The sequence below is a fragment of the Brachybacterium sp. 107 genome (assembly GCF_052379725.1).
Taxonomy (GTDB): domain Bacteria; phylum Actinomycetota; class Actinomycetes; order Actinomycetales; family Dermabacteraceae; genus Brachybacterium.
In genome coordinates, this window is sequence record NZ_JBQSYW010000002.1 from 333752 (window position 1) to 357825 (window position 24074).

Sequence of the window (24074 nt, forward strand, 5' to 3'; positions counted from 1 at the left end):
CGGGCGGGATCCCGCCCGCCCACCATCCCCCGGCAGGAAGCGAGAACCGCATGAACAGCCGCAGCCTCCGAGGCACCCGACTGGGCTCCCTCTCCATGGAGACCGACGAAGGCGTCCTCGCCGCACCCCGTCAGGAGTCGGTCTACGACTGCCCCAACGGCCACACCATCGTCCTCCCCTTCTCGGTCGAGGCGGATGTCCCGGCCGTCTGGGAGTGCCGCTGCGGCGCCTCCGCGCTGCTGCGTGACCATGAGCGGCCCGAGCTGAAGCCCGGCAAGCCCGTCCGCACCCACTGGGACATGCTGCTCGAGCGTCGCAGCGAGGAGGACCTGCAGGTGCTCCTCGACCAGCGTCTCGCGCTCCTGCGGGCCGGCAAGCTGCACCAGCGCCGCAACCTCTGAGACGGTCCTCGCCCCTGGCGAGAGCACAGCGCCCCCGTTCCTGCCGTGATGGCGGAGCGGGGGCGCTGTGCTGTCTGCGCCGGCTGTGCGTCGAGGCCGGGTGGGAGCGGCCCTCAGCCCTGCGAGATGGTCGGCGGGGTGCTGTCATCCCCGCTGCGCGGCGGCTTCTGCGCGTTCAGGATGATCTCCCCGTCGATGACGCCCTCCCCGGAGCGACGGTAGAGCACCTTGCGCGCACCAGCGGAACCGCCGCCCAGACCCATCGCCGCGACCGACTTCCGCTGCACCGGAGTCACCAGCAGGATCAGTCCGATGAGGTCGGTGAGGATCCCGGGGAAGAAGAAGCACAGCGCCGACAGCATCGTGAAGGCGGGGCGCGAGAGGTGGTCCTGGATGTCACCGCGGCCACGCACGGCCCGGACCAGGGAACGGAGCCGCACGAAGGACTGCTGCCCGGCGGCGACCACCAGGGCCACGCCGATCACCCACCCGACGACGATGATCAGCACGGACCACCACAGACTGGTGTTGATGCCGATCAGCACGAGGATCGTGAGCTCGAGCAGGCCCAGCACGACGATCGCGACAGGGAGGAGCCTGCCCCAGCGCGAGCTGCTGCGGGGGGACCCGGAGGTCCCTGCGGTGGGGCGCGGGGCGGTGCCCGGTGCGGTGCTCATACGAGATCCCTTCCTGTGGCTCTCGGGGCCAGCCAGACTAACGCAGGAGCGTCAGAGCCTGCTGGACACGGTGTGAGAGTCCCCAGAGCGTGACCAGCACGAGCGCCTCGCGCACGATGCGCGGGGACATCTTGCTGGCGCCCTCGGTGCGCTCGTCGAAGTCGATGGGCACCTCGCTGATCACGGCGCCCGCGGCCCGGGCCCGGCGCGTCATGTCGACCTGGAAGCAGTACCCCTGGGACGCGACATCGCCCTGCACGAGCCCCTGCAGCAGCTCGGCGCGGAACACCCGGAAGCCCGCGGTCGCGTCGCGGACCCCGAGCCCGAGCGCTGCGCGCACGTAGACGTTCGCTCCGCGCGAGAGCAGCAGTCGGCTCAGCGGCCAGTCGTGCACGTGGCCGCCGGGCATCCAGCGCGACCCGATCGCCAGATCCGCCCCGCGCCGCACGGCCTCGAGCAGGGAGGGCAGCTGCTCCGGACGATGGGAGGCGTCCGCGTCCATCTCGACGAGCTGTTCGTAGCCCCGCTCGAGACCCCAGGCGAATCCGGCCAGGTAGGCGGGCCCGAGGCCCTCCTTGCCCGCGCGGTGCAGGACGTGGACGTTCTCGTCCCGGGCGGCGACGTCGTCGGCCCAGTCCCCCGTGCCGTCGGGTGAGGAGTCGTCGACGACGAGCACATGGGCGGCCGGCACGGCGGTGCGGAGCCGGGCGAGCGTGCCGGGCAGCGCCTCGCGCTCGTCATAGGTCGGGATCACGACGAGGGTCGGTGGCAGCGGGGCGGTGGATGGTCGCACGGTCAGCTCCTCGGGCGGCGTCGGGTGGGGGTCGGGGCGAGGGCGCGCCGTCGGCCGGAGAGGGCTGCCAGCAGGCCGACGAGCCCGAGGGCCGAGATCCCCACGGCGATCCAGGGTCCACCGGCGACGGCCGGGGTGATGCCCGTGCGCAGCGGGACGTCGGCGAGGACCGCACCCTGCTCCCAGTGATCCACGAAGTCCAGCTGCCGGCCCTCGGGGGTGAAGATCGCGGACTGGCCGACGGTGGAGACGTGGACGACGCTGCGGCCGGAGACCACCGCCATCACCTTCGCCTCGGCGAGCTGCTGGATCGCCTCGTGGGAATCGCCGAACAGGGCGTTGTTGGACTGGACCACGATCACCTCGGCGCCGGAGTCGACGGCATCGGTGACCAGGTTGTCGTAGGCGATCTCGAAGCAGATCAGCACGCCGACGGAGTCCTCGCCCACTCCGAGCTCACCCATGTCCATCACTCCGACCTCCTGGCCGGGGATCATGTCCCGGGAGACGAGATCGACCTTGTCGGACAGCGTCCGGAAGAAGTCGCGGTACGGGATGTACTCGCCGAAGGGCACCGGATGGCGCTTGGAGTAGGCATACGGCGTGGAGCCGTCGGGGGTGTAGAGCACCGACTGGTTCAGCCGTTCCGACTCCCCGACCGCAGCCTGCGTGCCGATGAGGACGGGTGCCCCGGCGTCGGCCGAGGCGGCGGTCAGCTGGTCCGCCATCCACGGGTCCTGCCGGGGGTCATACCCGGTGGAATCCTCGGGCCAGACGATGAGGTCCAGCTGCCGGCCCTCGAGGGAGGCCGAGTCGATCGTGGAGCGGGTGACGGCGAGATGGTTCTCGAACACGTCGTCCGGCATGACCATGGTGGCCGGGTCGATCCTCTCCATCGAGCCCTGGATGCCGGCGACGGTCATCGTGGGCCGGTCGAGCGGGGCGCGGTTGACAGGGTGCGGGACCACGACCGTGGCCAGGATCGCGCCGACGGTCAGGGCGAAGGGCCAGACCCCGGCGAACCCGGTCAGGCCGCGGTGGCGTCGTCCCAGCAGCGACAGCGCGCCGTGGAGGATCATCTGTCCCAGGAAGGCGACGAGGAACGAGAGACCGGCCATCCCGATCCACGGTCCGAGGTTCAGCAGCGGGGAGTCCCCGAGCGCGAAGGCGGAGGCGCCCCAGGGCAGCCCGCCCCACGGGGCGTGGCTGCGCAGCGTCTCGACCCCGACCCAGAGCGCGGAGACCACGAGCGCCGAGGTGGGGCACAGCCCCCGACGGATCAGCACGACGCGGGCCAGCAGGCCGAAGAGGACGATGAACAGCGCCTCGAAGACGCCCAGGGCGATCCAGGGCGCCGTGCCGGCATAGGTGTTCGCCCAGGCCGTCAGCGGGATGAAGAAGGCGGCGCCCCAGGCGAGCGAGGCCAGCGCCGCGACCCACACGGATCGCGTGAGCACGGAGGCCGAGAGGAGCGCGAGCGACACGGGCAGGAGCATCCACATCCCGTACGGCGGGAAGGCGGCCAGCGCGGCGAGACCGCCCGCGGCCCCGCCGATCAGCGCCACGGGCCAGGGCGTCAGATCGAACTCGTCCCGGGGCGGTGGCGTCATGCGCTCCCCTGCCCGAGCCGGTCGTGGACGATCCGCCCCCCGACCACGGTGCGCAGTGCTCGCGGAGTGCCCTGATCCAGATCCGGCAGCAGCGGGGTGCGGGAGCGGGGGTCCGTGGACCAGGAGTCGACGCGTTCGGCGCGGGACTGGACGGTGAGGTCCCAGGGCTCCCAGACCACGAAGGTCGCCTCGATGCCCGTCTGCAGGCTGCCCGGATGGCGGGCACCGGCGACCCGCTGCCCTCCACGGGAGGCCGCGAGGAAGGCGGCACGATCGCTGATCCGGTGCTCCACGGGCGGCCGTCGGGTGGCGCCGCGCACCCAGTCCCAGGGATCGGCCGCGTCGGGATCGCCGGCCGAGCCGAACGCGACCGGGATCCCTGCCGAGGCCAGGTCGAGGTAGTCGGCCTCCTCGGTCACGGGGGCGATGATCCGCACACCCTCCCGCTCCCCCGTCGGACCGGGCAGGCGCAGCACGATCCCGTGGACGGCGGCGTCCGCCTCCGTCCCGGGTTCCGGCGCGGAGCCGTCGGCGGTGGCGGCCGCATCGACGAATCCGGGGGTGATCAGGCAGCCGGTGGCATCGACGATCTGCGCGTCGTCATGGATCACCCGGGCGGTGTCCTCCGGGCCCGTCCAGGCGATCAGGCCGCCGGAGACGAGCATCGCCGAGGCCTCGGGGTCCTGGTTGCTGTAGAGGACGATGCCGGTGTAGAGCACGGACTGGGCTGGCTGGAGGGGCGGAGCGGCGCTGTCGATCTCGGTCACGTCCCCCAGGATGTCGTGCCTGCCTGGGAGAAAGCTCATCGATCGATCTCCTGGGCGACCAGTCCGCGGCGCACGGCAGCGATCGCCGCCCGGGCCGCGGCACCGAGCTGCTCGTCACCGGTGAGCTGGGAGAGCAGATCGATGACCTGCCGGCAATGGCGCACGAAGTCACCGGGAGGCAGGTCGCTCCCGTTCAGGGCGGCGGCGAAGTGGTCCCCACGGGCCCAACGGTGCACGATCGCCGCGATCGTCGGATCCGGGGGCGGGGTGGCGTCGATCCCATGGCGGGTCTGGGCGACCTGCAGCTCCGCGGCGATCCGGGCGGACGCGGCCAGAGCGGCGTCGACCGCCGGGTCCGGGATGACCTCCGGGGCGCGATCGTCGCGACGGGCCTCATGGACCGCGGCGGAGACCATCGCGGCCAGGCCGGCGGGGTCCAGCCCCTGCCAGGCCCCGTGCTCGATGCACTCCGCGATCAGCAGATCACGATCGCTGAACAGGTGCCGCAGCCGCAGACCGCTCGCGGTGGGGACGAGCTCCTCGCCCTCGCGCTCCAGGTAGCCGAGCTCCCGCAGCAGGTCGGTGAGCCGGTCGAACTGACGGGCCAGCGAGCTGGTGCGGCCCTCGATGCGGCGCTGCACGCCGTCGAGATCGAGGCGGGCCTTGCGCCAGCGCCCCACCCAGCGCAGGTGGGAGGAGAGCTCCGGGCAGTCCGCGCACGGGTGCGCTGCGAGCTCGGCCCGGAGCCGCTGCAGCTCGTCGTCGCCCGCAGCGGTGGACGGGGTGCGCTCGACGCGGGCGCGGACCTCGCGCCGAGGATCGTCGCGCCCGGACAGGGCCCGTCGCAGGGCGGCGGCGGTGTCCTTGCGCACCTTGCCGCTGCCGAGCGAGTCCTGGCTGGGCAGGCGGAGGGAGTCGATGACCGCGGGCGGGGACGGGACATCGCCGGGCCGCAAGCTGCGCCGCCGGCCCTCGGTGTCGAGCAGATCGACCTGGGGCCCGCCGAGTACGTGGCGGTCCACACCCAGCACGGCGGCGTAGCCGCGGCGCTTGCCCCCGGGCAGCGCGATCACGTCGCCGCGGCGCAGTGATCCGAGCACGGAACGGGTGCGGTCGCCGTCCGCGGCGGCACGGGCCCGCGAGAGCGTCTTCTCCCTCGCGGTGATCCGCTCCTGGAGCTCCGCGTACTCGGTCAGGTCGCCGCGGTCGCAGGTGACGGCCTCGCGATAGGACTCTGCCGTGTCCTCGAGCTCCCGGGCTCGACGGGCCAGGCCCACGACGGAGCGGTCCGTCTGGAACTGGGCGAAGCTGGTCTCGAGGGTCTCGCGGGCCCGCGACAGGTCGAAGCGGTCCAGGAGGTTGACCGCCATGTTCGGCGTGGGCCGGAAGGCGGAGCGCAGCGGGTAGGTGCGGCGGGATGCGAGGGCGCCGACGGCGTGGGCGTCGAAGCGGCCGCCCGCGACCACGATCGCGTGTCCTTCGGTATCGATGCCGCGGCGACCCGCACGCCCGGTGAGCTGGGTGAACTCCCCCGGTGTGAGGTCCGCGTGGTCGACCCCGTTGAACTTCACGAGCTTCTCGAGCACCACGGAGCGCGCCGGCATGTTGATCCCCAGGGCGAGGGTCTCCGTCGCGAAGACGGCCTTGAGCAGGCCGCGGGCGAACAGCTCCTCGACCACCGTCTTGAGCAGCGGCAGGATCCCGGCGTGGTGGGCGGCGTAGCCGTCGAGCACGGCCCTGCGGAAGGCGGGGATCCCCAGGACGTCCTCGTCCTCGACATCGATGCTCTCCAGCCGCTCGTCGAGCACGCGGCGGATCTCGCGGCGCTCGGCCTCGTCGGTCAGCCGCAGCCGGGCGCGGGTGCACTGCTGCACCGCTCCCTCGCACCCGGCGCGGGAGAAGATGAACATGATCGCCGGCAGCAGGTCGGCGTCGTCGAGCATCTCGATCACCTCGGGCCGACGGGCCGGCCGCGGGACCGTGCTCTGGCGATCGCTCCCGCGAGCGGTTCCCGGCCCGCCGCCCATGTGCCCGTCGCGCCCGCCGCCCTTGCGCAGGTGCGGCGGCTTGTGCTGGCCGGAGCCGCGCGGGCGGTGCCGACCCCGGGTGCCCTTGCGGCCGCTGGGGGCCCGGCCCCGGGGGCCGCCGGAGCGTTCGTCGACGGGGAGCGAGAACGTGGTGATCCGCTCGATCTCCGGGTTGACCAGCCGCTCGCCGCGCACGCCGGGACCGTGGGAGACCACGGCCTCCCCGTCGGCGTCGACGAAGAGGTCCATCAGCTCATCACCGATGACGACGTGCTGCCACAGCGGCACCGGCCTCGTCTCGGAGACGACGATCTCGGTGGCGCCGCGCACCTCCTGCAGCCAGGCACCGAACTCCTCGGCGTTGGAGACCGTCGCGGAGAGCGCCACCAGCTGCACGGAGCGGTCGAGGTGGATGATGACCTCCTCCCACACAGGCCCGCGCAGGCGATCGGCCAGGTAGTGCACCTCGTCCATCACCACGAACCCGAGACCCTCGAGCAGGGACGATCCGGCATACAGCATGTTGCGCAGGACCTCGGTGGTCATGACCACGACGTCGGCATCGGGCCGGATCGAGGTGTCACCGGTCAGCAGGCCGACCCGGTCGTGGCCGAGCCAGTCCACCAGTTCGCCGAACTTCTGGTTCGACAGCGCCTTGATGGGAGCGGTGTAGAAGACCTTGCGCCCGCGGGCGATCGCCAGGTGCACGGCGAACTCCCCGACCACGGTCTTGCCGGCACCGGTCGGGGCGGCGACGAGCACGGAGCTGCCGCCCTCCAGCACCCGGCACCCGGAGAGCTGGAAGTCGTCGAGCGCGAACTCGTAGCGGTCGGTGAAGGCGCCGAGCTCGGAGGCGGCGAGCTCCTTCTCGGCGGCCCAGCGGGCGTACATCTCAGAGGGTGAAGTCACGGAGCGTCCTCCGGGGCGAGATCGGCGAGGAGTCGCACGGCGCCGGGCAGGATCCGGGCCGTGAGCGGAAGCAGGGTGCGGGCCTCCCCATCGGAATAGGCCCGCAGCGCGCGTCCATGACGCAGCCCGATCGTCACCTCGCGGACCGGTTTGATCGAGAAGCCGGGGACGGAGGTGTGGGTGCCGCGGAAGACGCGCGGGAAGAACCTCAGCAGCTCGGCGCGGCCGATCCTCTCGAGCGTGATCAGCTCGAGCGAGCTGTCGTCGAGGCGGGCCTGTGGCGCGATGCGCATCCCGCCGCCGAAGATCCCGGAGTTGCTGATGGTGACGATCGACGCGTCGAGGTCCTGGCGCGGGCCGCCGTCGACCTCGATCCAGTAGGGGAAGGGCTTGAAGGCGGGCAGCTCCCGCAGGACGGCGGTCTTGTAGCGCACGGTATGGGAGTGCTGGGAGCTGTTGGCACGGGCGTTGACCAGCGCGTCGAAGCCGAGGTTCACATTGCCCAGCGCGATGGAGCGGTGAGGCAGGGCGTGCTCCCCGGTGGAGACCACCTCGATGGCGTCGACTGTGACCACGGGGCGCGAGAGGGCATGCAGGAGGATCCGGGTGGATGCCTCGGGGTCGTTCAGGGGCAGGCCGAGCGCCCGGGCGAGGTCGTTGCCGCTGCCGGCCGGGACGATCCCCAGGCGGACGGGACTGCCGGCGACGATATCCGCCCCGAGGGCGACGGTGCCGTCGCCGCCGACCACCACGAGGGCGGTGAGGGTGTCCCGCACCTCCTCCGCCCGGGCCCGTGCCACGTGCGCGGAGGGGCCGGAGAGGTCGACCACCGAGATCCCTGCGAGTCGGAGCAGGTCACCGACCTGTCGACCGACCCGTCGTGCTGTCCCCTGAGCCGCAGTCGGGTTGGAGAGCAGCCCGACCCGGAGCCTGCTCACCGGCCGTCGTCCTCGTCGAGGGAGGAGGGGCCGTCGTCGAGGCTGCTCGCCTGGTCGTCGTCGAGCTCGTCCTCCTCGTCCACGCCCTTGCGGCGGTCGTGGATGAGCGCGATGACGATGGCGCCGAAGAAGAGGCTCGCCATCGCTCCGGACATCACCAGCAGGGTGATCGGCTCGGGAGTCGGGACCATGATCGCGGTGAACAGGACGCTGAGGAAGATGATCCAGCGCCAGCCCTTGAGCATCGTCTTGCCGCGGACGATGCCGAGGAAGTTCAGCAGGACCATGACGACCGGGATGACGAACGCGATTCCGAACGCGAGCATGGTCTTCACCAGAAGGTTCAGGTATTCGTCATAGCCGATCAGCTGATCGACCTGGTCAGTCTGAGGAGTGAAGCTCAGAAGGACCGGGACCAGCTGGTTGACAGCCCAGTAGCCGGCTGCGCACCCGATGAAGAACAGCGGGATCGCCGCACCGAAGAAGCCGATCGCGTACTTGCGTTCGCTCTTGTGCAGACCCGGCATCACGAACAGCCAGATCTGGAGCATGATCATCGGGGAGGACAGGATCAGCCCGACATAGGCGGACATCTGCAGGCGGACATTGAGACCAGTGCCGACACCTCGAAAATTGAGGGATGCGGGCAAGCCCTGATCGGCGGCGATCGTGAAGGGTCGCTTGAGGGCTTCGAAGACCTGTGCGTAGACGAGCCAGCCGACGATCGACAGCAGCAGCACGGTGATCGCGCAGATCACCAGGCGGTTGCGGAGTTCGACGAGATGCTCCCCGAGGGCCATGCGGCCTTCGGGGTCCCGGCGTGAACGGCGCTTGGCGCCCTGCTCACGTCCCTGCGTATCACTCGCCACGGGTCTGATTCCTCCCAGCATTCAGGGTCCGGGCGATTCCTCGCCCGGACCCGATGACGTCATTGCGCGACGAGATGCTCAGTCGCGACGGTAGGAGTCGCCGTCCTCGCGCGGGCGCACGGGCTCGCGCTCGGCCTCGTCGCGGGGATCGTACTGACGATCATCACGCGGACGGTCGTCACGCGGACGATCGTCGCGGGGACGGTCATCACGCGGGCGATCCTCGCGGGAAGAGCGACGAGGCTCGTCGATGTCGTCGACCTCGTCCTTCTTGTCGTCCCCGCGCATCTCCTCGACCTCGGTCTTGAAGATGCGCATGGACTTGCCCATGTTGCGCGCGAGACCGGGAAGCTTGTTGGCGCCGAAAAGCAGCACGACGACCAGAACGACGACGACGATCGCCCAGGGGCTTCTGAACATACCCATGAAATTCCCTTTCAACTGCGCCGCGATCTGCACGGGCGCACACATCATCCCACAGTGGATGGGGCGCGTGACGGACCGCTCGGTGAGCGATCCGGCCCGCCGCTCGGCGGGTCGTCCCAGAGTAACGGCTATTGCTGGGTGTGACGTGCGCCCGCGGCCTGCGTCACGGTCACGATCGTGTTTCTCAGTTCCTGCGGGGACAGCACCTCGACCGCACCGGAGGATTCCAGCACCGCGTCCACGAGCGCCGCGCGGACCGGACGGTCCAGCCGCGCATAGAGGATGCCGCCGTCCCCATCGCGCATCTCGGCAGCGCCGAAGGACTCGGCGACCCACTGTCCCGGCGGGTCCAGGCGCAGCCAGACATCGCCGTCCAGGCGGCCGCCGAGGTCGGGCCCGTCACCGGCATCCGGCCGGGACTGCGGGGTGGCGGCGGGCAGGATCTCGACGATCCGGTCCAGGCGGAACTTCCGCTGCGCCTCGGCGAGCTCGCAGTCGGCGAGCAGGTAGGAACGAGCCCCGTCGGTCTCGATCCGCAACGGCCGGATCCGGCGCACGCTGGTGCCCGGTCGATCGACGGAGGAATAGCGGATCGTGAGCCGGGAACCCTCAGGGTCCGCGGAGGCCGCGGACGTCTCGGACGTCTCGGACGTTTCGGAGGCATCGGAGTCGTCGTCGGCCTGCATCGCCTGCTGGACCGCGGTCAGGATCGCCTCGGCGCGATCTGCGGTGCGCGACGCCATCTCGTCGACCGAGGCTGCTTCCGCGAGCTCGGCGCGGGTGGGCGGCTCGACGGGGTCGTCGGATCCCGCCTGCTCGGTCATACCCGCGAGCAGCTTCTGCCGGGCGCTGGCCACAATGCCCTCGGTGTCCCCGGCCGAGGGCTCGAGGGCGGCGAGGCCGGCCAGCAGCGCGGTGATCTCGACGGCGCTCAGCCGGAGCGCGCGGCGCAGGGGTTCGGCGTTGCGCACGCGCACCATCCCGTGCTCCCACTCCGCCTCGATGAAGTCCTCCCAGCCGGTGCCCATGTCCCCGCAGACGAAGAGCACCTGGAGATCCGTGATCAGCTGCTTCTCGGAGATGCCGAGCGCGGAGGACAGCTCGGCGAGGTCGACCTCTCCTCGGCTCATCACGTAGGACGCCTCGGAGATCAACCGCGACAGGGTGTCGTTGCCGGTCGGGGTGGTGCGGATCCGCGGGGCGGTGCGCACGGCGCCGCCCTCGACCCCGGAGGTGTCACCGTCACCCTCGTGGGCCGCGGCGATGTTCGCGAGCACCTCGGCGACCTCGACGCGCCAGGCGGCCGGTTCCACGAGCTCGAGCCAGCGGATGTTGGCGAGCAGCAGCCGGCGGGCTGCGGGCCGGGGCAGGTCGGGGAGCGTGAACCGTGGCGCCTCGAGCGGGGAACCGGCCCGGTCGCGCAGGGCCAGAGCCTTGAACGGGGCCGCCTCGACCACGGCGCGGGCCCGGTCGTCGCTGTCCTGCAGGGCATCGAGCACGGCGCTGAGGTCCGTCTGCTCGGGGCGCGGTTCGACGGCCGGCGGGCCCTCGACCGGGAACGACTCGATACGGGAGGCGCGGAACAGACGCGGCGCGGAGCGGTCGCGATCCCAGCCGTGGACGTACCAGTGCCCATCGTGGACTCCGACCACCCAGGGTTCGACGAACCGCTCGGCCGGGGCGCCCTGGGTCCCGCGGTACAGGAAGCGCACGGAGCGGGCGGAGGTGACGGCCTCCAGCAGCGGCGAGAGCACGGGCAGCGACTCGACCGCGCCACGAGGGGTACGCCGCAGCAGATCTGGATCGGCGTCGTGCCCGAGGCTGAGCAGCTTCGAGCGCACCCGGCGCGCCGCTCCCCCGGCGGCGGCATCGTCCCAGGCGCGGCTCGCGGCCAGCAGCACGGTGTACTCCTGCGTGCTGAGGTCGAGGACGGCGCCGGACTCCGCCGCATCGATGCGGTAGTACACGGTGCTCTCGTCGAGCACGTCCCGGTCGGTCACCAGCGGGAGCCCGAGCTCGAGGATCGCCGCCTTGTCGCGCTCGAACATCCGCTCGGCGGCCTGCTCGGAGGTCGCCCGTGCATAGTCGGGGATCACGGCGAAGAGCTTCGCGCGGTCGATCCGGCGGCGCGAGCCGATCGTCATGATGACGTTGAGAAGTCTTTCCACACTCTTGGAGGCCACCGGCCCAGCGTAGCGGCCGGAGCGCGCTGAGGGCTCTAGGCTGGACCCATGCTGCACTGGGAACGCGGAACGGTCACCGGCACGAGGGCATCGTGGCACGGGGTGGATCGCCTGCAGGTCGAGATCGAGACAGACGCGAAGACGGACGCGGAGGCGGAGACGGTGTCGGCGATCGCCTATCCGGAGCTGACCGGCACCCCGGCCCTGGGCGAGAGAGTGCTGCTGAACACCAACGCCCTGCGCCGCGGGCTCGGCACCGGCGGGGACGCCATGGTGGTGGCCCGGCTCGATGTGCTCCCCGCGCCGGAGCAGATCTCCGGACACATGGTCAAGGCCCGCTACACGCCGATGCAGACCATGGTCGAGGCGATCGACGACCCGGAGGGCGAGCACTACGCGACGATGCAGGACGCGGAGGACCTCGAAGGGATGCCGGTGCTCGTCGCCGACCTCCACTCCTCGCTGCCCGCTCTCGTGGCCGGGATCCGCGCCGAGCGCCACAGCGCGAAGATCGTCTATGTGCACACCGACGGCGCCTCGCTGCCGGCCGCGTACTCGCGCAGCACCGCTCGCCTGCGGGAGGCGGGCCTGCTCACCTCCGTGATCAGCGCCGGCCAGTCCTTCGGCGGCGACCTCGAGGCGGTCACGGTGCAGTCGGCGCTCCTGGGGGCCAAGCACGTGGTGGGTGCCGATGTCGCCGTGGTCATCCAGGGCCCGGGGAACCTCGGCACGGGCACCGGCTGGGGCTTCTCGGGCATGCAGGCCGCCGAGCATCTCCATGCCGCAGCCGTGCTGGGCGGCGCGCCGGTGGCGACGCTGAGGGTCTCCAACGCCGATCCTCGGGACCGCCACCGGGGCCTGTCCCATCATTCGGCGACGACCTACGGCCGGGCGACGCTCACCCCGGTGCACCTGCCGATCCTCGCCCGCTCGGACCACCGTTACAACTCTTTTCATGCGTCAGTGCGCGAACAGGTGAAAACCTCGATCGTCAAACCTGCGCGGGCTCGCGGCACCGAGCACGTACTTTCCGAGATCGATGCGAAGGGGTTGCGCGATGCCCTCGAGGAGATGCCGGTGCGGCTGTCGACCATGGGCCGCAGCCTCGGCGAGGACCCGGAGGCCTTCCGCTACGCGGCCCTCGCCGGGCGCTGCGCGGCGGGACTGATCCCCCCTCGCTGACCGAGGGACGGGCTACGAACTAGAGATGGGCCTCTCCGCGCTCCTGGACGAGGCCGCGCAGTCGATGCGCCGTACGGATGGCGCGCTTCCCGTCGTAGCGCTGGATGGCGTTGAGCGCGAGGGTCGTCCCGTCCGCCAGGTCCAGGTGCGCCCAGGGGTCCCCCATCGGGAAGCTGATGTCCACGATCTCCGCCCAGTCGAGCGTGCGGGCACGGAACACATTGCGCACCTCGAGCACGTGGGGCCGCGCGACCAGGCGCACGGAGGCCTCGAGATGGCAGAAGAAGAAGATCATCACGCCCACGGCCACCAGGCCCAGCCGGCCGCCGATCAGGAAGCCGGGCATGATCACGGCCCCGACGATCAGGCCGCCCAGCACGATCACCCCGGTGAGGTACGCGAAGACGCGCACCATCCGCGGCCGCATCACGAGGGTGGGCCGCACCTCCCCCGCGCTCGGCGCCGGCTCGGTGGTAGACATCTCGGGACTCAGATGCGGCAGGCCTGGATGGCGGTGACCAGGATCGCGCGGGCGCCGGCGTCGTAGAGGTCGTCCATCATGCGGTGGGCCGAGCGGCGGTCCACCATGGCGCGCACGGCGGACCACTCGCCGCCGTGCAACGGGGAGACCGTCGGCGACTGCAGGCCCGGCGTGATCTCGACCGCCGTCTCCAGCAGGGAGGTGGGGATGTCGTAGTCGAGCATCACGTACTCGCGGGCCACCAGCACGCCGCGGACGCGACGCTCGAGGACCTCCAGGGAGTGAGCACCGGCCTCGTCCAGCTCCATCCCGGGGCGGGAGAACAGCACGGCCTGGCTGGTCATGATCGCCTCGCCGAAGGGCTCCAGGCCCGCCTGGCGCAGCGTGGTGCCGGTCTCGACCACATCGGCGATCACGTCGGCCACGCCGAGGCGGATCGAGGACTCGACCGCTCCGTCGAGGTGGACCACGGAGGCGCTGAGGCCGCGCTCGGCGAGATAGTCCTCGACGAGGTTCTCGTAGCTGGTGGCGATCCGGGCGCCCGCGAGGCTGGTGACGTCCTCGTGGAGCCCGGCGGCTGCGGCGAAGCGGAACGTGGAGCGCGCGAAGCCGAGCGGGAGGATCTCCTGGGCGGGCGTGCGCGAGTCCAGGAGCATGTCCTGACCGGTGATCCCGACGTCCACGGTGCCGGAGCCGACGTAGACCGCGATGTCACGCGGACGCAGGTAGAAGAACACGACGTCGTTCTCCTGGTCGACGACCACGAGCTCCTTGGCCGTGCCGCGACGGCGGTAGCCGGCCTCCGCGAGCAGATCGGCGGCAGGTTCGGACAGGGCGCCCTTGTTGGGGACTGCGATGCGCAGCACGGTTCCTCCTCGGCCGCGGCGGCGGCCCGTGATGATGGTGAGGCGTCGGCGGACGCCGGGCGGGGCGAGCGGGTGATCGGTGCCGGGTGGCGGGTGCGCAGAGCGCCGTGCGGCGGCTCAGAGCTGCCGGTAGACGTCCTCGAGGCTGATGCCCTTGGCGACCATCATGACCTGCAGGTGGTAGAGGAGCTGGCTGATCTCCATCGCGGCATCCTCCTGCGTCTCGTGCTCGCAGGCCATCCACACCTCGGCGGCTTCCTCCACGATCTTCTTGCCGATCTGATGCACACCGGCATCGAGCTCGCGGACGGTGCCGGAGCCCTCGGGGCGGGTGCGTGCCTTCTCGGTCAGCTCGGCGAACAATGCTTCGAAATCCTTCACACCACCAGGGTACTCGCCCCGGCGGGCGGTCGACGAAGGCGACCACCCACCGGTCCTCGGGCAGTGCGGGGGCACGAGCAGTTCGGGAGAAGGGTCAGTCCGCGAGAAGGGTCAGACCGGGAGCAGGGTCAGTTCCGGCGCACGGTCGGGTCCAGGTGCGCCGTCTCCACGGACACGCGCTCCCGATGGTCCTGCCGGTTGCGCACGCGCCACCAGACGAAGAAGCCGATCAGGGTGAAGGCCCCGTAGAAGACGTACATGAAGGCGCTCGCGTAGTAGCCCGCGCTCAGGAGCAGCGGGACGCCCACGAGGTCGACGGCCACCCAGATCAGCCAGAACTCGACCCAGCCCTTGGCCATGCCGAAGGTGGCGAGCAGGCTGCCCATGAAGATCCAGGCGTCGGCCCACACGGGCTCGTAGGAGCCCAGCGCCCGGAAGATCGGGGTGAGCGCGGCCGTGCCGCCGACGAGGGCGACCACGAGCAGGAGTCGGGTGCGCCACGACGCCCACCGGGGCTCGACGGCGGTTCCGCCGTCGTGCTGCGCCTGCCGCCACCGAACCCAGCCGTAGATGCTGGTGAGGATGAACATGATCTGGCGTCCGGCCTGGCCGAGCAGGTCCACCGCCTCGGGGTTGCCGAAGAGCGTCCCCATGAACACGGTGAACAGCAGCAGGTTGCCGGCGATGCCGATGGGCCAGGCCCAGACCTTGCGTCGCATGCCGCCGAGCGCGCTGAGCAGTCCGAAGACGTTGCCGAGCACCTCGCGGAGAAGTATGAACTGGCCGCCCGCGAAATCGATTCGCGCGTTGAAGAGCCACTGCAGAAGATCCATGTCGGTCCTTTCGCCGTCGGATGCAGTGGCTCCGGGGGAAAAGGGTTCCGGCATGGCTCCGGAGCGCGCGAAGAGCGCCCTGGGGCATGCAGGACGTGCGCCTCTCATCCAGGCTGTACTGTCGGTGCCGGAGTTCCACCGGCTCCACCGCCGAAGCGGGTCGCGGACTATCACCGCCGGCTCGGAATTTCACCGACCCCGGAGCACGTCACTGGTCGTGACGGGACCAGGATAGCCCCGCTCGAGGCGTCCGGACTCAGTGCGCCGTGTGAGTTCTCGCGAGTTCACGCAGGGCGGAGATCTCGTCGGCCGCATCCTGGGCGCGGTAGATCGCCGAACCGGCCACGAACACGTTGGCGCCGGCTTCCGCGCAGCGCTCGATGGTCTCCCGGCTGACCCCGCCGTCGACCTGGATCGACACCTCGAGGTTGGCGTCGCTGATCGCGCGGCGCGCCCGACGGATCTTGGGGAGCATGGTCTCCAGGAAGCTCTGCCCCCCGAATCCGGGCTCGACGGTCATGAGCAGCAGCATGTCGAACTCGCCGATGACGTCCAGCAGGGGTTCGATCGGCGTCGCGGGGCGCAGGGCGACTCCGACCTCGACGTTCTTGCGGCGCAGATCCCGGGCGAGCTTGATCGGTGCGGTCGCGGCCTCGAGATGGAAGGTCACCGAGGAGGCACCGGCCTCGGCGTAGGCCGGGGCCTCGCGGTCCGCGTCCTCGATCATCAGGTGCGCGTCCACGGGGATCGCGCTGCGACGCACGATCTGCTCGACCATGCTCGTGCCGAAGGTGAGGTTCGGGACGAAGTGGTTGTCCATGATGTCGACGTGGACGCTGTCGGCGGTGGAGATCTTGTCGAGCTCGGTGCCGATGTCCATGAAGTCGGCGTTGAGGATGCTGGGGTGGATGTACTGGCCATCGGTCGAGTACGCGGCATTCATGAGGACGGAGTCCCTTCCACATCGGGGGCGGAGCTGTCGGAGGAGCTGTCGGCGGAGTTCTTGCGCAGCAGGCAGATGTACATGGCGTCGGTGCCGTGCACGTGCGGCCACAGCTGCACGGCAGGTCCCTCGCCGAGGTCGAGCGTGGGCTGCGCGGCGGGGAGCACCCCGGCGCGCACGGCATCACGGGCGTCGAGCTCCTCGACGTCGTCGCGGCCCTTGAGGACGTCGGCGACCACCAGGCGGGTCTCGGCGAGGTGCGGGGAGCACGTCACGTAGGCGACCACTCCCCCGTCGGCCGCGGCGTCCAGGGCGGATCCCAGCAGCTTGCGCTGCAGAGTGCTGAGCTGGCCGATGTCGGCGGGGGTGCGACGCCAGCGCGACTCGGGGCGACGACGCAGGGCGCCGAGCCCGGAGCACGGGACGTCGGCCAGGACCCGGGAGAACCGGCCGGGCATCTCGGCGCCGATCGTGGTGCCGTCGGCGGTGAGCGTCGTGATCTCGCAGCCGGCCTCACGCAGCGTCGCCACGGACCGGTCGACGAGCTCGGTGCGGTGGGGCTGGAGCTCGACGGCCAGCAGATCGGCGTCGTGCCCCACGGTGAGCCCGCCCAGCAGGGCGGCCTTGCCGCCGGGGCCGGCGCACAGATCGAGCCAGTGGGCGTCGTCACCACGGACCAGGTCATCGGCCCCGAGGGCGAGGGCGAGGGCTGCGAGCTGGCTGCCCTCGTCCTGCACGGCGACCCGTCCCTCCTTGACCGGATCCATGCCGCCGGGATCCCCCGACGGCCAGGACGCGGCGAAGACGCTGAGGCGGCCGGCGCTCGCCCCGTTGTCGATGAGCTCGTCGAGGTCGGTGAGGCCGGGCCGCATCACGAGCGAGACCGCGGGCGCCGCGTTCTGGGCGGCCAGCAGCTCGTCGATCTCGTCGCGTGAACGGCCGTGCCCGGCGAGGGCATCGGTCAGGGCGCGCACCACCCAGCGCGGGTGGGAATGGACGACGGCGAGGTGCCCGGTGGGATCCTTCTCGCGGTCCGGGGCGACCTCGTCGATCCACTCCTGAAGGCTCTTCGCCCCGACCCGGCGCAGCACCGCATTGGCGAAGCTCGCAGCGCCGGCGCCCACCTGCGCGCGGGCCAGCGCCACCGTCTCGGAGGTCGCGGCGTGGGGTGCGACGGTCATGTCCAGGAGCTGGTAGGCGCCCAGCCGCAGCACGTCCACGAGCGCCGGGTCGACATCGGCCAGGGGACGGTCGACGCAGGCCGCGAGGATCGCGTCGAGGCGCCCCTGCGCGCGCAGCGAGCCGTAGAACAGCTCGGTCGTGAAGGCGGCGTCGCGGCCGGAGACCCGGGCGGAGCGCAGCAGTCGCGGCAGCACGAGGTTCGCGTACGAGTCGTCCTCGCGCACCAGGCGCAGTCCTTCGAGGGCCACCTGGCGCGATGGCGTCGACTGACGGCTGCGCTCGGAGGGCCGGGAGTCGGACCAGCTGCGGCGCGGGCCGCCCTGCCCGCGCGATCCGGACCGTTCCCGACCCTTGTCGTCACGACCTGCGTGGGGGCGGCCGCCGTGCCGATCGTCCTGTCGACCCCCGCGCCGGTCATCCCGTCGATCGTCGGACCGGTCGTCCCGGCCACGTCCCTGTCGTGCGTCGCTCATGCCTGTGCTCCGTCCTGCTGCTGATCCTCGTCCTGGTCCCCTCGTGCGAACGCGGCGTCGGCGGGGAGCGCGGCACCGCGAGCCCAGTCGGCGGCCCGCATCGGTCTCCTGCCGGCCGGGGCGAGCTGGGACAGGGCGATGGGGTGCGTGCCGGTGCCCACGAGCATCTGGCGCTTGGTGGCGGCGATGGTCCCGGGGGCGAGCGGGTCGTGCTCCGGTGCCGCCTCGACACCGAGGACCTTGGTGCGCGAGCCGCTCAGCGTCGTCCACGCGCCGGGATGGGGGCTCATGCCCCGGACATGGGCACTGACCTCCTCGGCAGGTCGGGTCCAGTCGATGCGCGCCTCGGCGGTGGAGAGCTTCGCAGCGTGCGTGGCCTGCGTGTCGTCCTGCGGGGTGAAGGTCGCGGTGCCGGCTTCGAGGGCATCCAGCGCCTGGAGCAGAACGGGGGCACCGTCCTCGGCCATCCGCTCCAGCAGTTCGCCGGAGGTCTCGAACTCGCCGATCGTGGTCGGAGCCGTCGTGATCAGGTCCCCAGTGTCCAGACCCTTCTCGAGGCGGAACACGCTCAGCCCGGTCTCGCGCTGTCCGGCGAGCACGGCGCGCTGGGCCGGGGCGGCGCCGCGCCACTGCGGGAGCAGCGAGAAATGCAGGTTCACCCAGCCGTGGACGGGGATGTCCAGGGCGGCCTGGGGCACCAGGTTGCCGTAGGCCACCACCGGGGCCGCATCGGGGGCGAGGTCCCGGATCTGCTGGCGCACGGCGTCGTCCCGCAGAGTCGTCGGGGTCAGCACCGGGATCCCGGCCTCGAGCGCGAGCGATGTCACCGGGCTCGGGGTGAGCTTTCGACCGCGGCCCGAGGGGGCATCGGCGCGGGTGAGCACCCCGACGACCTCGTGGTGCGAGTCGAGCAGGGTGCGCAGGGACGGGAGGGCGGCCTCAGGGGTACCGGCGAAGAGCAGACGCATGATGGCCTGAGTCTACGGGGCCACCTGGGTGCCTACAGTGGTGGCATGCGCTGCCGACCCACCTCCCTCTCCTGATGGGGGCACAGGTCACACCCGGCCATGCTCTCGGCTCGCCCGGGTACCGACGCATGCTCGTCGCGCTGCTGTGCGCCGGGGTGGCGACCTTCGCCCAGCTGTATTCGCCCCAGGGCATCCTGCAGCTGATCTCCGCCGACCTCTCGATCGGGGCGGAGCAGGCCGCGCTGACGGTCTCGGCCGCGACCGGAGGCCTCGCGCTCTCGGTGGTCCCCTGGTCGTTCGTCGGTGATCGGCTCGGCAGGCTGCGGGCGATGGTGTTCGCGGTGTCCGCGGCGACGGTGCTCGCGCTCGTCGCGGCCTGGGCGCCGACCTTCGAGCTCGTGCTCGCGCTGCGCGTCCTCGAAGGTGTCGCCCTGGGTGGTGTGCCCGCCCTCGCGATGGCGTACCTCTCCGAGGAGGTCGATGAGCACGCCCGAGCCATCGCCGCAGGCTGGTTCGTCGCCGGGACCACCGTGGGCGGTCTGCTGGGCCGAGTCGTGGCCACGCCGATCGCGGATGCGCTCTCCTGGCGGGCGGGGATGACCGCGGTCGCCCTGTTGGCCGCACTCGCCGCCACGACGTTCGTGCTCATCGCTCCCCGGGAGCGGCGCTTCCTGCCCACCGTCGGCCGCGCCGGGGCCGGACCCCGTCCCTCTCGCCTGTGGCGCACCCTCCGTGATCCCGGACAGCTGGGCCTGTTCGCCTGTGCCTTCCTGCTGATGGGCGGGTTCGTCGCGGTGTACAACTACCTGGCCTTCCACCTCAGCGCCCCGCCCTACCTGGTGCCGGCCGGACTGATCGGACTGGTGTTCCTGGCCTACCTGGGCGGCACCGTGTCCTCCCCGCTCGCGGGCAGGGCGGCCTTCCGTCGGGGGCGGCTGCCGGTGCTGCTCGGCGCGATGGCGACGATGCTGTTGGGCCTCGGGATCACGCTGGCCGGACCGCTGCCGCTCGTGCTGCTCGGCCTGGTCCTGATGACCGCGGGGTTCTTCGCCGCGCATTCGATCGCCAGCGGCTGGGCCGGGGCCCGCGCCGACGGGGCGCGGTCCCAGGCCACCGGGCTGTACAACCTCGCCTACTACGCGGGCTCCAGCGTGCTGGGCTGGGCCATCGGGCACGTCTACGAGAGCGCCGGCTGGCCGGGAACGGTGGCCGTGGTCGCGATCGCCGTGGTGCTCGCGGCGGGGGCGGCGGTCACCACGCTCCGCGGCGCGCCCCCGCAGAGACACCAGCAGGGTCAATAGACGAGGCCGAACACCCACACCGCGAGGGTCATCGTGGTCGCCGTGATCAGCACGATGCCGATCAGGTTCAGCCACAGGCCGGCCTTCGCCATCTGCGGGATCTGCACATACCCCGAGCCGTAGGCGATCGCGTTCGGCGGGGTCGCGACCGGGAGCATGAACGCACAGGTCGCCGCGATCGCCACCGGGATCGCCAGCAGCATCGGGTCGATCCCGATCCCGACCGCCACGGCGGTCGCCACCGGCAGGAAGGTCGCCGCCGTCGCGGTGTTCGAGGTCAGCTCGGTGAGGAACAGCACCCCGGCCGCGGCGACCATCACCACGAGCACCACCGGCAGGCCACCGATCAGCTCGGTGACCTGGCCGATCCATTCCGTCAGACCTGAGGAGCTGAACTGTGCGCTCAGCGCGAGACCGCCGCCGAACAGCAGCAGCACGCCCCAGGGGAGCTTGACCGCGGCGTCCCAGTCCAGCAGGCGCACCCCGCGGGCGGCGCCGGCCGGCAGCAGGAACAGCAGCAGGGCGACGACCATGGCGATGCCGGCATCGCTGATCGGCGGCTCCGCGCCGAGCACCAGGTCCCACAGCAGCGGGACGAACACCCAGCTGAGCGCGGCGAGCACGAAGATCACGAGCACACGGACCTCGCCGGAGCCGATCCTCCCCAGGGCCCTGCGCTCGGAGCGGATGAGCTCCGCGCCCCCGGGGATCTCTGTGATCTCGGGCTTGAACAGCACCTTGGTGAGCAGGAGCCAGGCGATGACCATGAACACGATGGCGAGCGGGGCGCCCACCATCATCCAGCGGCCGAATCCCAGGGTGATCCCGAAGTCCTGGCTCATATGGGCGGCGAGCAGGGCGTTGGGCGGGGTGCCGATGATCGTCGCGAGCGAGCCGATCGAGGCGGCATAGGCGATGCCGAGCATGAGCGAGACCCCGAAGTTCGAGCGCACCGCCTTCGAGGGCCCGTCGGAGGTCGGATCCGGGTCGACGCCCTCCCCCGGCTCCTCGCCCTTCGCCGCGGCGTCCTCGAGGCGCAGCTTGTTCACGAGCAGCAGCACCGACACCCCGATCGGCAGCATCATCACGGCGGTCGCCGTGTTCGAGACCCACATGGAGACGAACCCGGTGGCAACCATGAAGCCGAGGACCAGCAGGGACGGGCTCGTGCCGATCATGCCGACGATCGCCAGGGCGATGCGCTTGTGGAGGTTCCAGCGCTGCATCGCGAGGGCCAGCATGAAGCCGCCCATGAACAGGAAGATGATGTTGTTGCCGTAGGACGCGCCGACGTCGTCGAAGCCGACGTCGGCGTTCAGCACCGGGAACACCACCAGCGGGACCAGGGCGGTGGCCGGGATCGGCAGCGCCTCGGTCATCCACCACACGGCCATCAGCACTGCGGTCGCCGCCGTGAGCTTCGCCCCGTGCGGGACGTCGGCCGGCATGATCGCGTAGAGGAGCAGGGCGGCAGCCAGTCCGCCTGCCAGGCCGAGCCGTCGTACGAGGATCGTGCGGCCTCCCTCGGCGGGAGCACGCTCGCCCTCGGAGAGATCAGGGCGGTCATCGATCGAGGTCTCCGATGGATCCCGTGGAGTCGAGGTCGTCGAGGAGTCGGCAGGCATCGCGTGGTCCCTTCATCGCGTCATCGCGGTGGAGTGCAGGTGCGAGAGCTCACACTACGGGAGGATCGGGCACGATCCGTGGACTTCCGGTCCGGACCAGAAGACGTCGGCCGGATCAGAAGACGTCGGGCGGGTCGAGGCGTACACGCAGCGATCCCCGGGCCTTGCGCGCGGACCGCGCAGAGACCCCGGCGCGGAGGGCGTCGGCGAGCTCGCGGGACCGCCGGGGGTCCAGCCGTACGACGGCTCTCGCGCGACCGTCCGCTTCCGGGCCTTCGAGGTCGACCGGGCCGAACACGTCGGTCCCGTCGGGCAGCTCGGTGGTCTCCAGGAAGAGCCGGCAGGCGTCCTTGTCGCCCACGATCTCCGCGACCCGGCTGAAGGGCGGCAGATCGAGATCCTGGCGGTCCGCGAGCACGCGGTCGAAGAAGGCACTCGAGCGGTGGGCGACCAGGTCCCGGATCGCGGGCAGGGTCGCGGTGCCCACGATCAGCACCTCCCCGCCGTCCTCGGCGGTGCGCACCAGGGCGATCGCATTGCGCCAGCGGCGGATCGCCTCGACGTCCGCGTCGAAGGCCGCCCGGCCCAGCATGGCGTCGGCATCCAGCAGCAGCGCCGCGGCGAAGCGCACCGGCGGCGCGGGCTCCGCGCCGGGTGTGGCGACCACGATCGCGTCGGAGGGCACCTCGGTGTCGGCGAGGGTGTCATGGGCGCCGCCCGCGACCCGCAGAGGCGAATCCGGGAAGGCGCGGTGGAGCTCCTCCGCGGTGCGGGTGGAGCCGATGACCATGGCTCGCACCTGCGTGCGATCGCATTCCGGGCAGCGGTAGCCGTCCTCGCGCCGGCCGCAGACCCGGCAGTGCAGGTGCCCGCCACGACCCGTGATCGAGAGCTGGGCGGCGCAATGCGGGCACTGGGCGCGGGTGCCGCAGAACGTGCAGGCGATCGCCGGGACGTAGCCCGAGCGCGGCACCTGGACGAGCACCGGCCCACGCTCCAGGCCGCGGCGGATCACGCGCATCGCCTCCTGCGGTAGGCGCGAGCGACCGGACGCGCCCTCCCGGTCGCGCAGGTACTGGTCCATGGCGACGATGTGGGGTCGTACCGAGCGCACCGGGGCCGGGATCGGATCGAGGCGGGCGAGATAGCCGGCGTCGGTGAGGGCCCGCAGCGGCACTGAGTCGCTCGCGGAGAGGAACAGCAGCGCGCAGCGCTCCTCGTGGGACCGGCACTGGAGCACGGTGCGTACGTGCGGGTACGGGGCCCGCGGCTCTTCGAGCAGATCGTCGCCCTCGTCCCAGCAGATCACGAGGGCCAGTCCCTGCACGGGGGCGAAGGCGGCGGAGCGGTTGCCCAGCACGATCCGGGTGGCGCCGCGGAGGATCCGACGGAAGGTCCGATAGCGCTTCTCCGGACCCTCGGCGCCGGCGAGGATCTCGTGCCCGATGCCGCGTTCGGTGAGGATCCGGCTGAGGCGATCGACATCGCGGCGGTCCGGCGCGATGACCAGGGCGCCCTGCCCGGGGTCGAGATCGCCGAGGGCGTCGGCGGTGACCGTGGTCCAGGGGTCCGCGGAGTCCAGGGTGATGGTGGCCCGTGGCACCGGCCCGGTGGGGCTCCCGGCCCGGGCGAGCAGCGCGCCCAGGCCCGGATAGCGGTCACCCGGGCGCGGCGAGGGCCCGGGTTCTGCGGCCTCGTCGACCGTGTCCTCGGGGGCGCCGTCCTGCTCCTCGACCTCCTGCTCCTCGATCCCCTGCCCCTCGACCTCCTGCGCGGCGTCCTTCTCGGCCGCGGCGCGGTCGGACTTCTCGGCGCGGGCGTGGCGGGGAGGGAGGGCGAGGCGCAGCACGTCGCCGACGGTGCCGGCGCACCGCGCCGCGACCTCCTCGACCACGCGCATCATGGGCGGCGGCACCACGACGTCCTCGGAGACGAGCCGATGCAGCGGAGCGAGCGCCCTGTCGGTGGAGGGGCGCTCGTGGCGGCCCAGCACGATGCCCTCGGTGTCCCGGCCGGAGAAGCGCACGCGCACCCGCATGCCGGCCGCTGCGGCGGCGGTGTCGGGGGTGACCGCGTACTCGAAGGGGCGATCGAGGTGCGGGAGCACGCCCACCAGGCGCACGCTCGCCACCGGCAGCTCGTCGACGACCGCGAACCCGGCGGTCGTGCGCAGACCGGAGGCCCGGGCCGCGGTGTCGCGGCCCGGGCCGCTCGGGGCAGGTTCGGGAACAGGAACGGC

General features: G+C 71.6%; 21 protein-coding genes and 1 riboswitch. Of the genes, 3 read left to right on the top strand and 18 right to left on the bottom strand.

Annotation, left to right across the window (positions count from 1 at the left end):
- Positions 1 to 50: 50 nt before the first annotated feature.
- Complete coding sequence (locus ACT3UL_RS03995) at positions 51 to 401, top strand: RNA polymerase-binding protein RbpA (protein ID WP_444576856.1); 351 nt, start codon at positions 51 to 53, stop codon at positions 399 to 401.
- Between the two features lie 113 nt (positions 402 to 514).
- Here ACT3UL_RS03995 and ACT3UL_RS04000 read toward each other — a convergent pair whose 3' ends face one another.
- From ACT3UL_RS04000 to ACT3UL_RS04040, 9 genes are all read right to left on the bottom strand, one after another.
- The gene (locus tag ACT3UL_RS04000; protein ID WP_444576857.1) at positions 515 to 1078 is read right to left on the bottom strand and encodes an FxsA family protein; all 564 of its coding nucleotides are present in this window, start codon (positions 1076 to 1078) and stop codon (positions 515 to 517) included.
- Between the two features lie 37 nt (positions 1079 to 1115).
- Entirely contained in the window at positions 1116 to 1871 is a 756-nt protein-coding gene (locus tag ACT3UL_RS04005; protein WP_444576858.1) for a polyprenol monophosphomannose synthase, read from the bottom strand.
- Between the two features lie 2 nt (positions 1872 to 1873).
- The gene (gene lnt, locus ACT3UL_RS04010) at positions 1874 to 3481 is read right to left on the bottom strand and encodes an apolipoprotein N-acyltransferase (RefSeq protein ID WP_444576859.1); all 1608 of its coding nucleotides are present in this window, start codon (positions 3479 to 3481) and stop codon (positions 1874 to 1876) included.
- Positions 3478 to 4287 carry a hypothetical protein gene (locus tag ACT3UL_RS04015; RefSeq protein ID WP_444576860.1) on the bottom strand — a complete coding sequence of 270 codons (810 nt, stop codon included), beginning with the start codon at positions 4285 to 4287 and terminating at the stop codon, positions 3478 to 3480. Before ACT3UL_RS04015 ends, lnt begins: the two co-directional genes overlap by 4 nt.
- Positions 4284 to 7184: a DEAD/DEAH box helicase gene (locus tag ACT3UL_RS04020; protein ID WP_444576861.1), complete on the bottom strand. Its 2901-nt coding sequence runs from the start codon at positions 7182 to 7184 to the stop codon at positions 4284 to 4286. Before ACT3UL_RS04020 ends, ACT3UL_RS04015 begins: the two co-directional genes overlap by 4 nt.
- A complete protein-coding gene (locus tag ACT3UL_RS04025) occupies positions 7181 to 8122 on the bottom strand; it encodes a diacylglycerol/lipid kinase family protein (protein WP_444576862.1) in 942 nt (313 codons plus the stop codon). The genes ACT3UL_RS04020 and ACT3UL_RS04025 overlap by 4 nt, the downstream gene beginning before the upstream one ends.
- Positions 8119 to 8991, bottom strand: a complete 873-nt coding sequence (tatC, locus tag ACT3UL_RS04030; RefSeq protein WP_444576863.1) for a twin-arginine translocase subunit TatC — start codon at positions 8989 to 8991, stop codon at positions 8119 to 8121. Before tatC ends, ACT3UL_RS04025 begins: the two co-directional genes overlap by 4 nt.
- A gap of 78 nt (positions 8992 to 9069) precedes the next feature.
- Positions 9070 to 9450 carry a Sec-independent protein translocase subunit TatA gene (tatA, locus tag ACT3UL_RS04035; RefSeq protein ID WP_444576864.1) on the bottom strand — a complete coding sequence of 127 codons (381 nt, stop codon included), beginning with the start codon at positions 9448 to 9450 and terminating at the stop codon, positions 9070 to 9072.
- 95 nt (positions 9451 to 9545) lie between these two features.
- Positions 9546 to 11600, bottom strand: a complete 2055-nt coding sequence (locus ACT3UL_RS04040; protein WP_444576865.1) for a WYL domain-containing protein — start codon at positions 11598 to 11600, stop codon at positions 9546 to 9548.
- A 48-nt stretch (positions 11601 to 11648) separates the two neighbouring features.
- Here ACT3UL_RS04040 and ACT3UL_RS04045 point away from each other — a divergent pair, with 48 nt between their 5' ends.
- Positions 11649 to 12782 (top strand): DUF3866 family protein, encoded by a 1134-nt coding sequence (locus ACT3UL_RS04045; protein WP_444576866.1) that lies wholly within the window; start codon positions 11649 to 11651, stop codon positions 12780 to 12782.
- Between the two features lie 19 nt (positions 12783 to 12801).
- On the opposite strand, the gene ACT3UL_RS04050 is transcribed toward ACT3UL_RS04045, so the two are convergent.
- The 7 genes from ACT3UL_RS04050 to fmt form a co-directional block, all read right to left on the bottom strand.
- Positions 12802 to 13263, bottom strand: a complete 462-nt coding sequence (locus ACT3UL_RS04050) for a PH domain-containing protein (RefSeq protein ID WP_444576867.1) — start codon at positions 13261 to 13263, stop codon at positions 12802 to 12804.
- Between the two features lie 8 nt (positions 13264 to 13271).
- A complete protein-coding gene (gene hisG / locus ACT3UL_RS04055) occupies positions 13272 to 14129 on the bottom strand; it encodes an ATP phosphoribosyltransferase (protein WP_444576868.1) in 858 nt (285 codons plus the stop codon).
- A gap of 117 nt (positions 14130 to 14246) precedes the next feature.
- Entirely contained in the window at positions 14247 to 14510 is a 264-nt protein-coding gene (locus tag ACT3UL_RS04060) for a phosphoribosyl-ATP diphosphatase (RefSeq protein WP_441448836.1), read from the bottom strand.
- A 128-nt stretch (positions 14511 to 14638) separates the two neighbouring features.
- Positions 14639 to 15343: a nicotinamide riboside transporter PnuC gene (pnuC, locus tag ACT3UL_RS04065; RefSeq protein WP_444576869.1), complete on the bottom strand. Its 705-nt coding sequence runs from the start codon at positions 15341 to 15343 to the stop codon at positions 14639 to 14641.
- Positions 15344 to 15435: 92 nt separating this feature from the next.
- A riboswitch (FMN riboswitch) is annotated at positions 15436 to 15553 on the bottom strand.
- A 46-nt stretch (positions 15554 to 15599) separates the two neighbouring features.
- The gene (gene rpe, locus ACT3UL_RS04070) at positions 15600 to 16286 is read right to left on the bottom strand and encodes a ribulose-phosphate 3-epimerase (protein WP_444576870.1); all 687 of its coding nucleotides are present in this window, start codon (positions 16284 to 16286) and stop codon (positions 15600 to 15602) included.
- Positions 16283 to 17941 carry an RsmB/NOP family class I SAM-dependent RNA methyltransferase gene (locus ACT3UL_RS04075; protein WP_444576871.1) on the bottom strand — a complete coding sequence of 553 codons (1659 nt, stop codon included), beginning with the start codon at positions 17939 to 17941 and terminating at the stop codon, positions 16283 to 16285. The genes rpe and ACT3UL_RS04075 overlap by 4 nt, the downstream gene beginning before the upstream one ends.
- Positions 17938 to 18909: a methionyl-tRNA formyltransferase gene (fmt, locus tag ACT3UL_RS04080; RefSeq protein ID WP_444576872.1), complete on the bottom strand. Its 972-nt coding sequence runs from the start codon at positions 18907 to 18909 to the stop codon at positions 17938 to 17940. The genes ACT3UL_RS04075 and fmt overlap by 4 nt, the downstream gene beginning before the upstream one ends.
- A gap of 74 nt (positions 18910 to 18983) precedes the next feature.
- Here fmt and ACT3UL_RS04085 point away from each other — a divergent pair, with 74 nt between their 5' ends.
- Positions 18984 to 20210 carry an MFS transporter gene (locus ACT3UL_RS04085; protein ID WP_444576873.1) on the top strand — a complete coding sequence of 409 codons (1227 nt, stop codon included), beginning with the start codon at positions 18984 to 18986 and terminating at the stop codon, positions 20208 to 20210.
- Here the strand turns inward: ACT3UL_RS04085 and ACT3UL_RS04090 are convergent.
- Together ACT3UL_RS04090 and ACT3UL_RS04095 are read right to left on the bottom strand one after the other, a co-directional pair.
- Complete coding sequence (locus ACT3UL_RS04090) at positions 20204 to 21835, bottom strand: SLC13 family permease (RefSeq protein WP_444576874.1); 1632 nt, start codon at positions 21833 to 21835, stop codon at positions 20204 to 20206. The genes ACT3UL_RS04085 and ACT3UL_RS04090 overlap by 7 nt on opposite strands.
- A gap of 115 nt (positions 21836 to 21950) precedes the next feature.
- Positions 21951 to 24008, bottom strand: coding sequence for a primosomal protein N' (locus tag ACT3UL_RS04095; RefSeq protein ID WP_444576981.1), 2058 nt, complete (start codon positions 24006 to 24008; stop codon positions 21951 to 21953).
- Positions 24009 to 24074: the final 66 nt, after the last annotated feature.

Coding starts and splice junctions, on each gene's coding strand:
- ACT3UL_RS04015 (WP_444576860.1), bottom strand. CDS start 4,287: ATGAGCTTTCTCCCAGGCAGGCACGACATCCTGGGGGACGTGACCGAG.
- ACT3UL_RS03995 (WP_444576856.1), top strand. CDS start 51: ATGAACAGCCGCAGCCTCCGAGGCACCCGACTGGGCTCCCTCTCCATG.
- ACT3UL_RS04085 (WP_444576873.1), top strand. CDS start 18,984: ATGGGGGCACAGGTCACACCCGGCCATGCTCTCGGCTCGCCCGGGTAC.
- ACT3UL_RS04000 (WP_444576857.1), bottom strand. CDS start 1,078: ATGAGCACCGCACCGGGCACCGCCCCGCGCCCCACCGCAGGGACCTCC.
- ACT3UL_RS04090 (WP_444576874.1), bottom strand. CDS start 21,835: ATGCCTGCCGACTCCTCGACGACCTCGACTCCACGGGATCCATCGGAG.
- rpe (WP_444576870.1), bottom strand. CDS start 16,286: ATGAATGCCGCGTACTCGACCGATGGCCAGTACATCCACCCCAGCATC.
- ACT3UL_RS04045 (WP_444576866.1), top strand. CDS start 11,649: ATGCTGCACTGGGAACGCGGAACGGTCACCGGCACGAGGGCATCGTGG.
- fmt (WP_444576872.1), bottom strand. CDS start 18,909: ATGCGTCTGCTCTTCGCCGGTACCCCTGAGGCCGCCCTCCCGTCCCTG.
- lnt (WP_444576859.1), bottom strand. CDS start 3,481: ATGACGCCACCGCCCCGGGACGAGTTCGATCTGACGCCCTGGCCCGTG.
- ACT3UL_RS04050 (WP_444576867.1), bottom strand. CDS start 13,263: ATGTCTACCACCGAGCCGGCGCCGAGCGCGGGGGAGGTGCGGCCCACC.
- pnuC (WP_444576869.1), bottom strand. CDS start 15,343: ATGGATCTTCTGCAGTGGCTCTTCAACGCGCGAATCGATTTCGCGGGC.
- ACT3UL_RS04075 (WP_444576871.1), bottom strand. CDS start 17,941: ATGAGCGACGCACGACAGGGACGTGGCCGGGACGACCGGTCCGACGAT.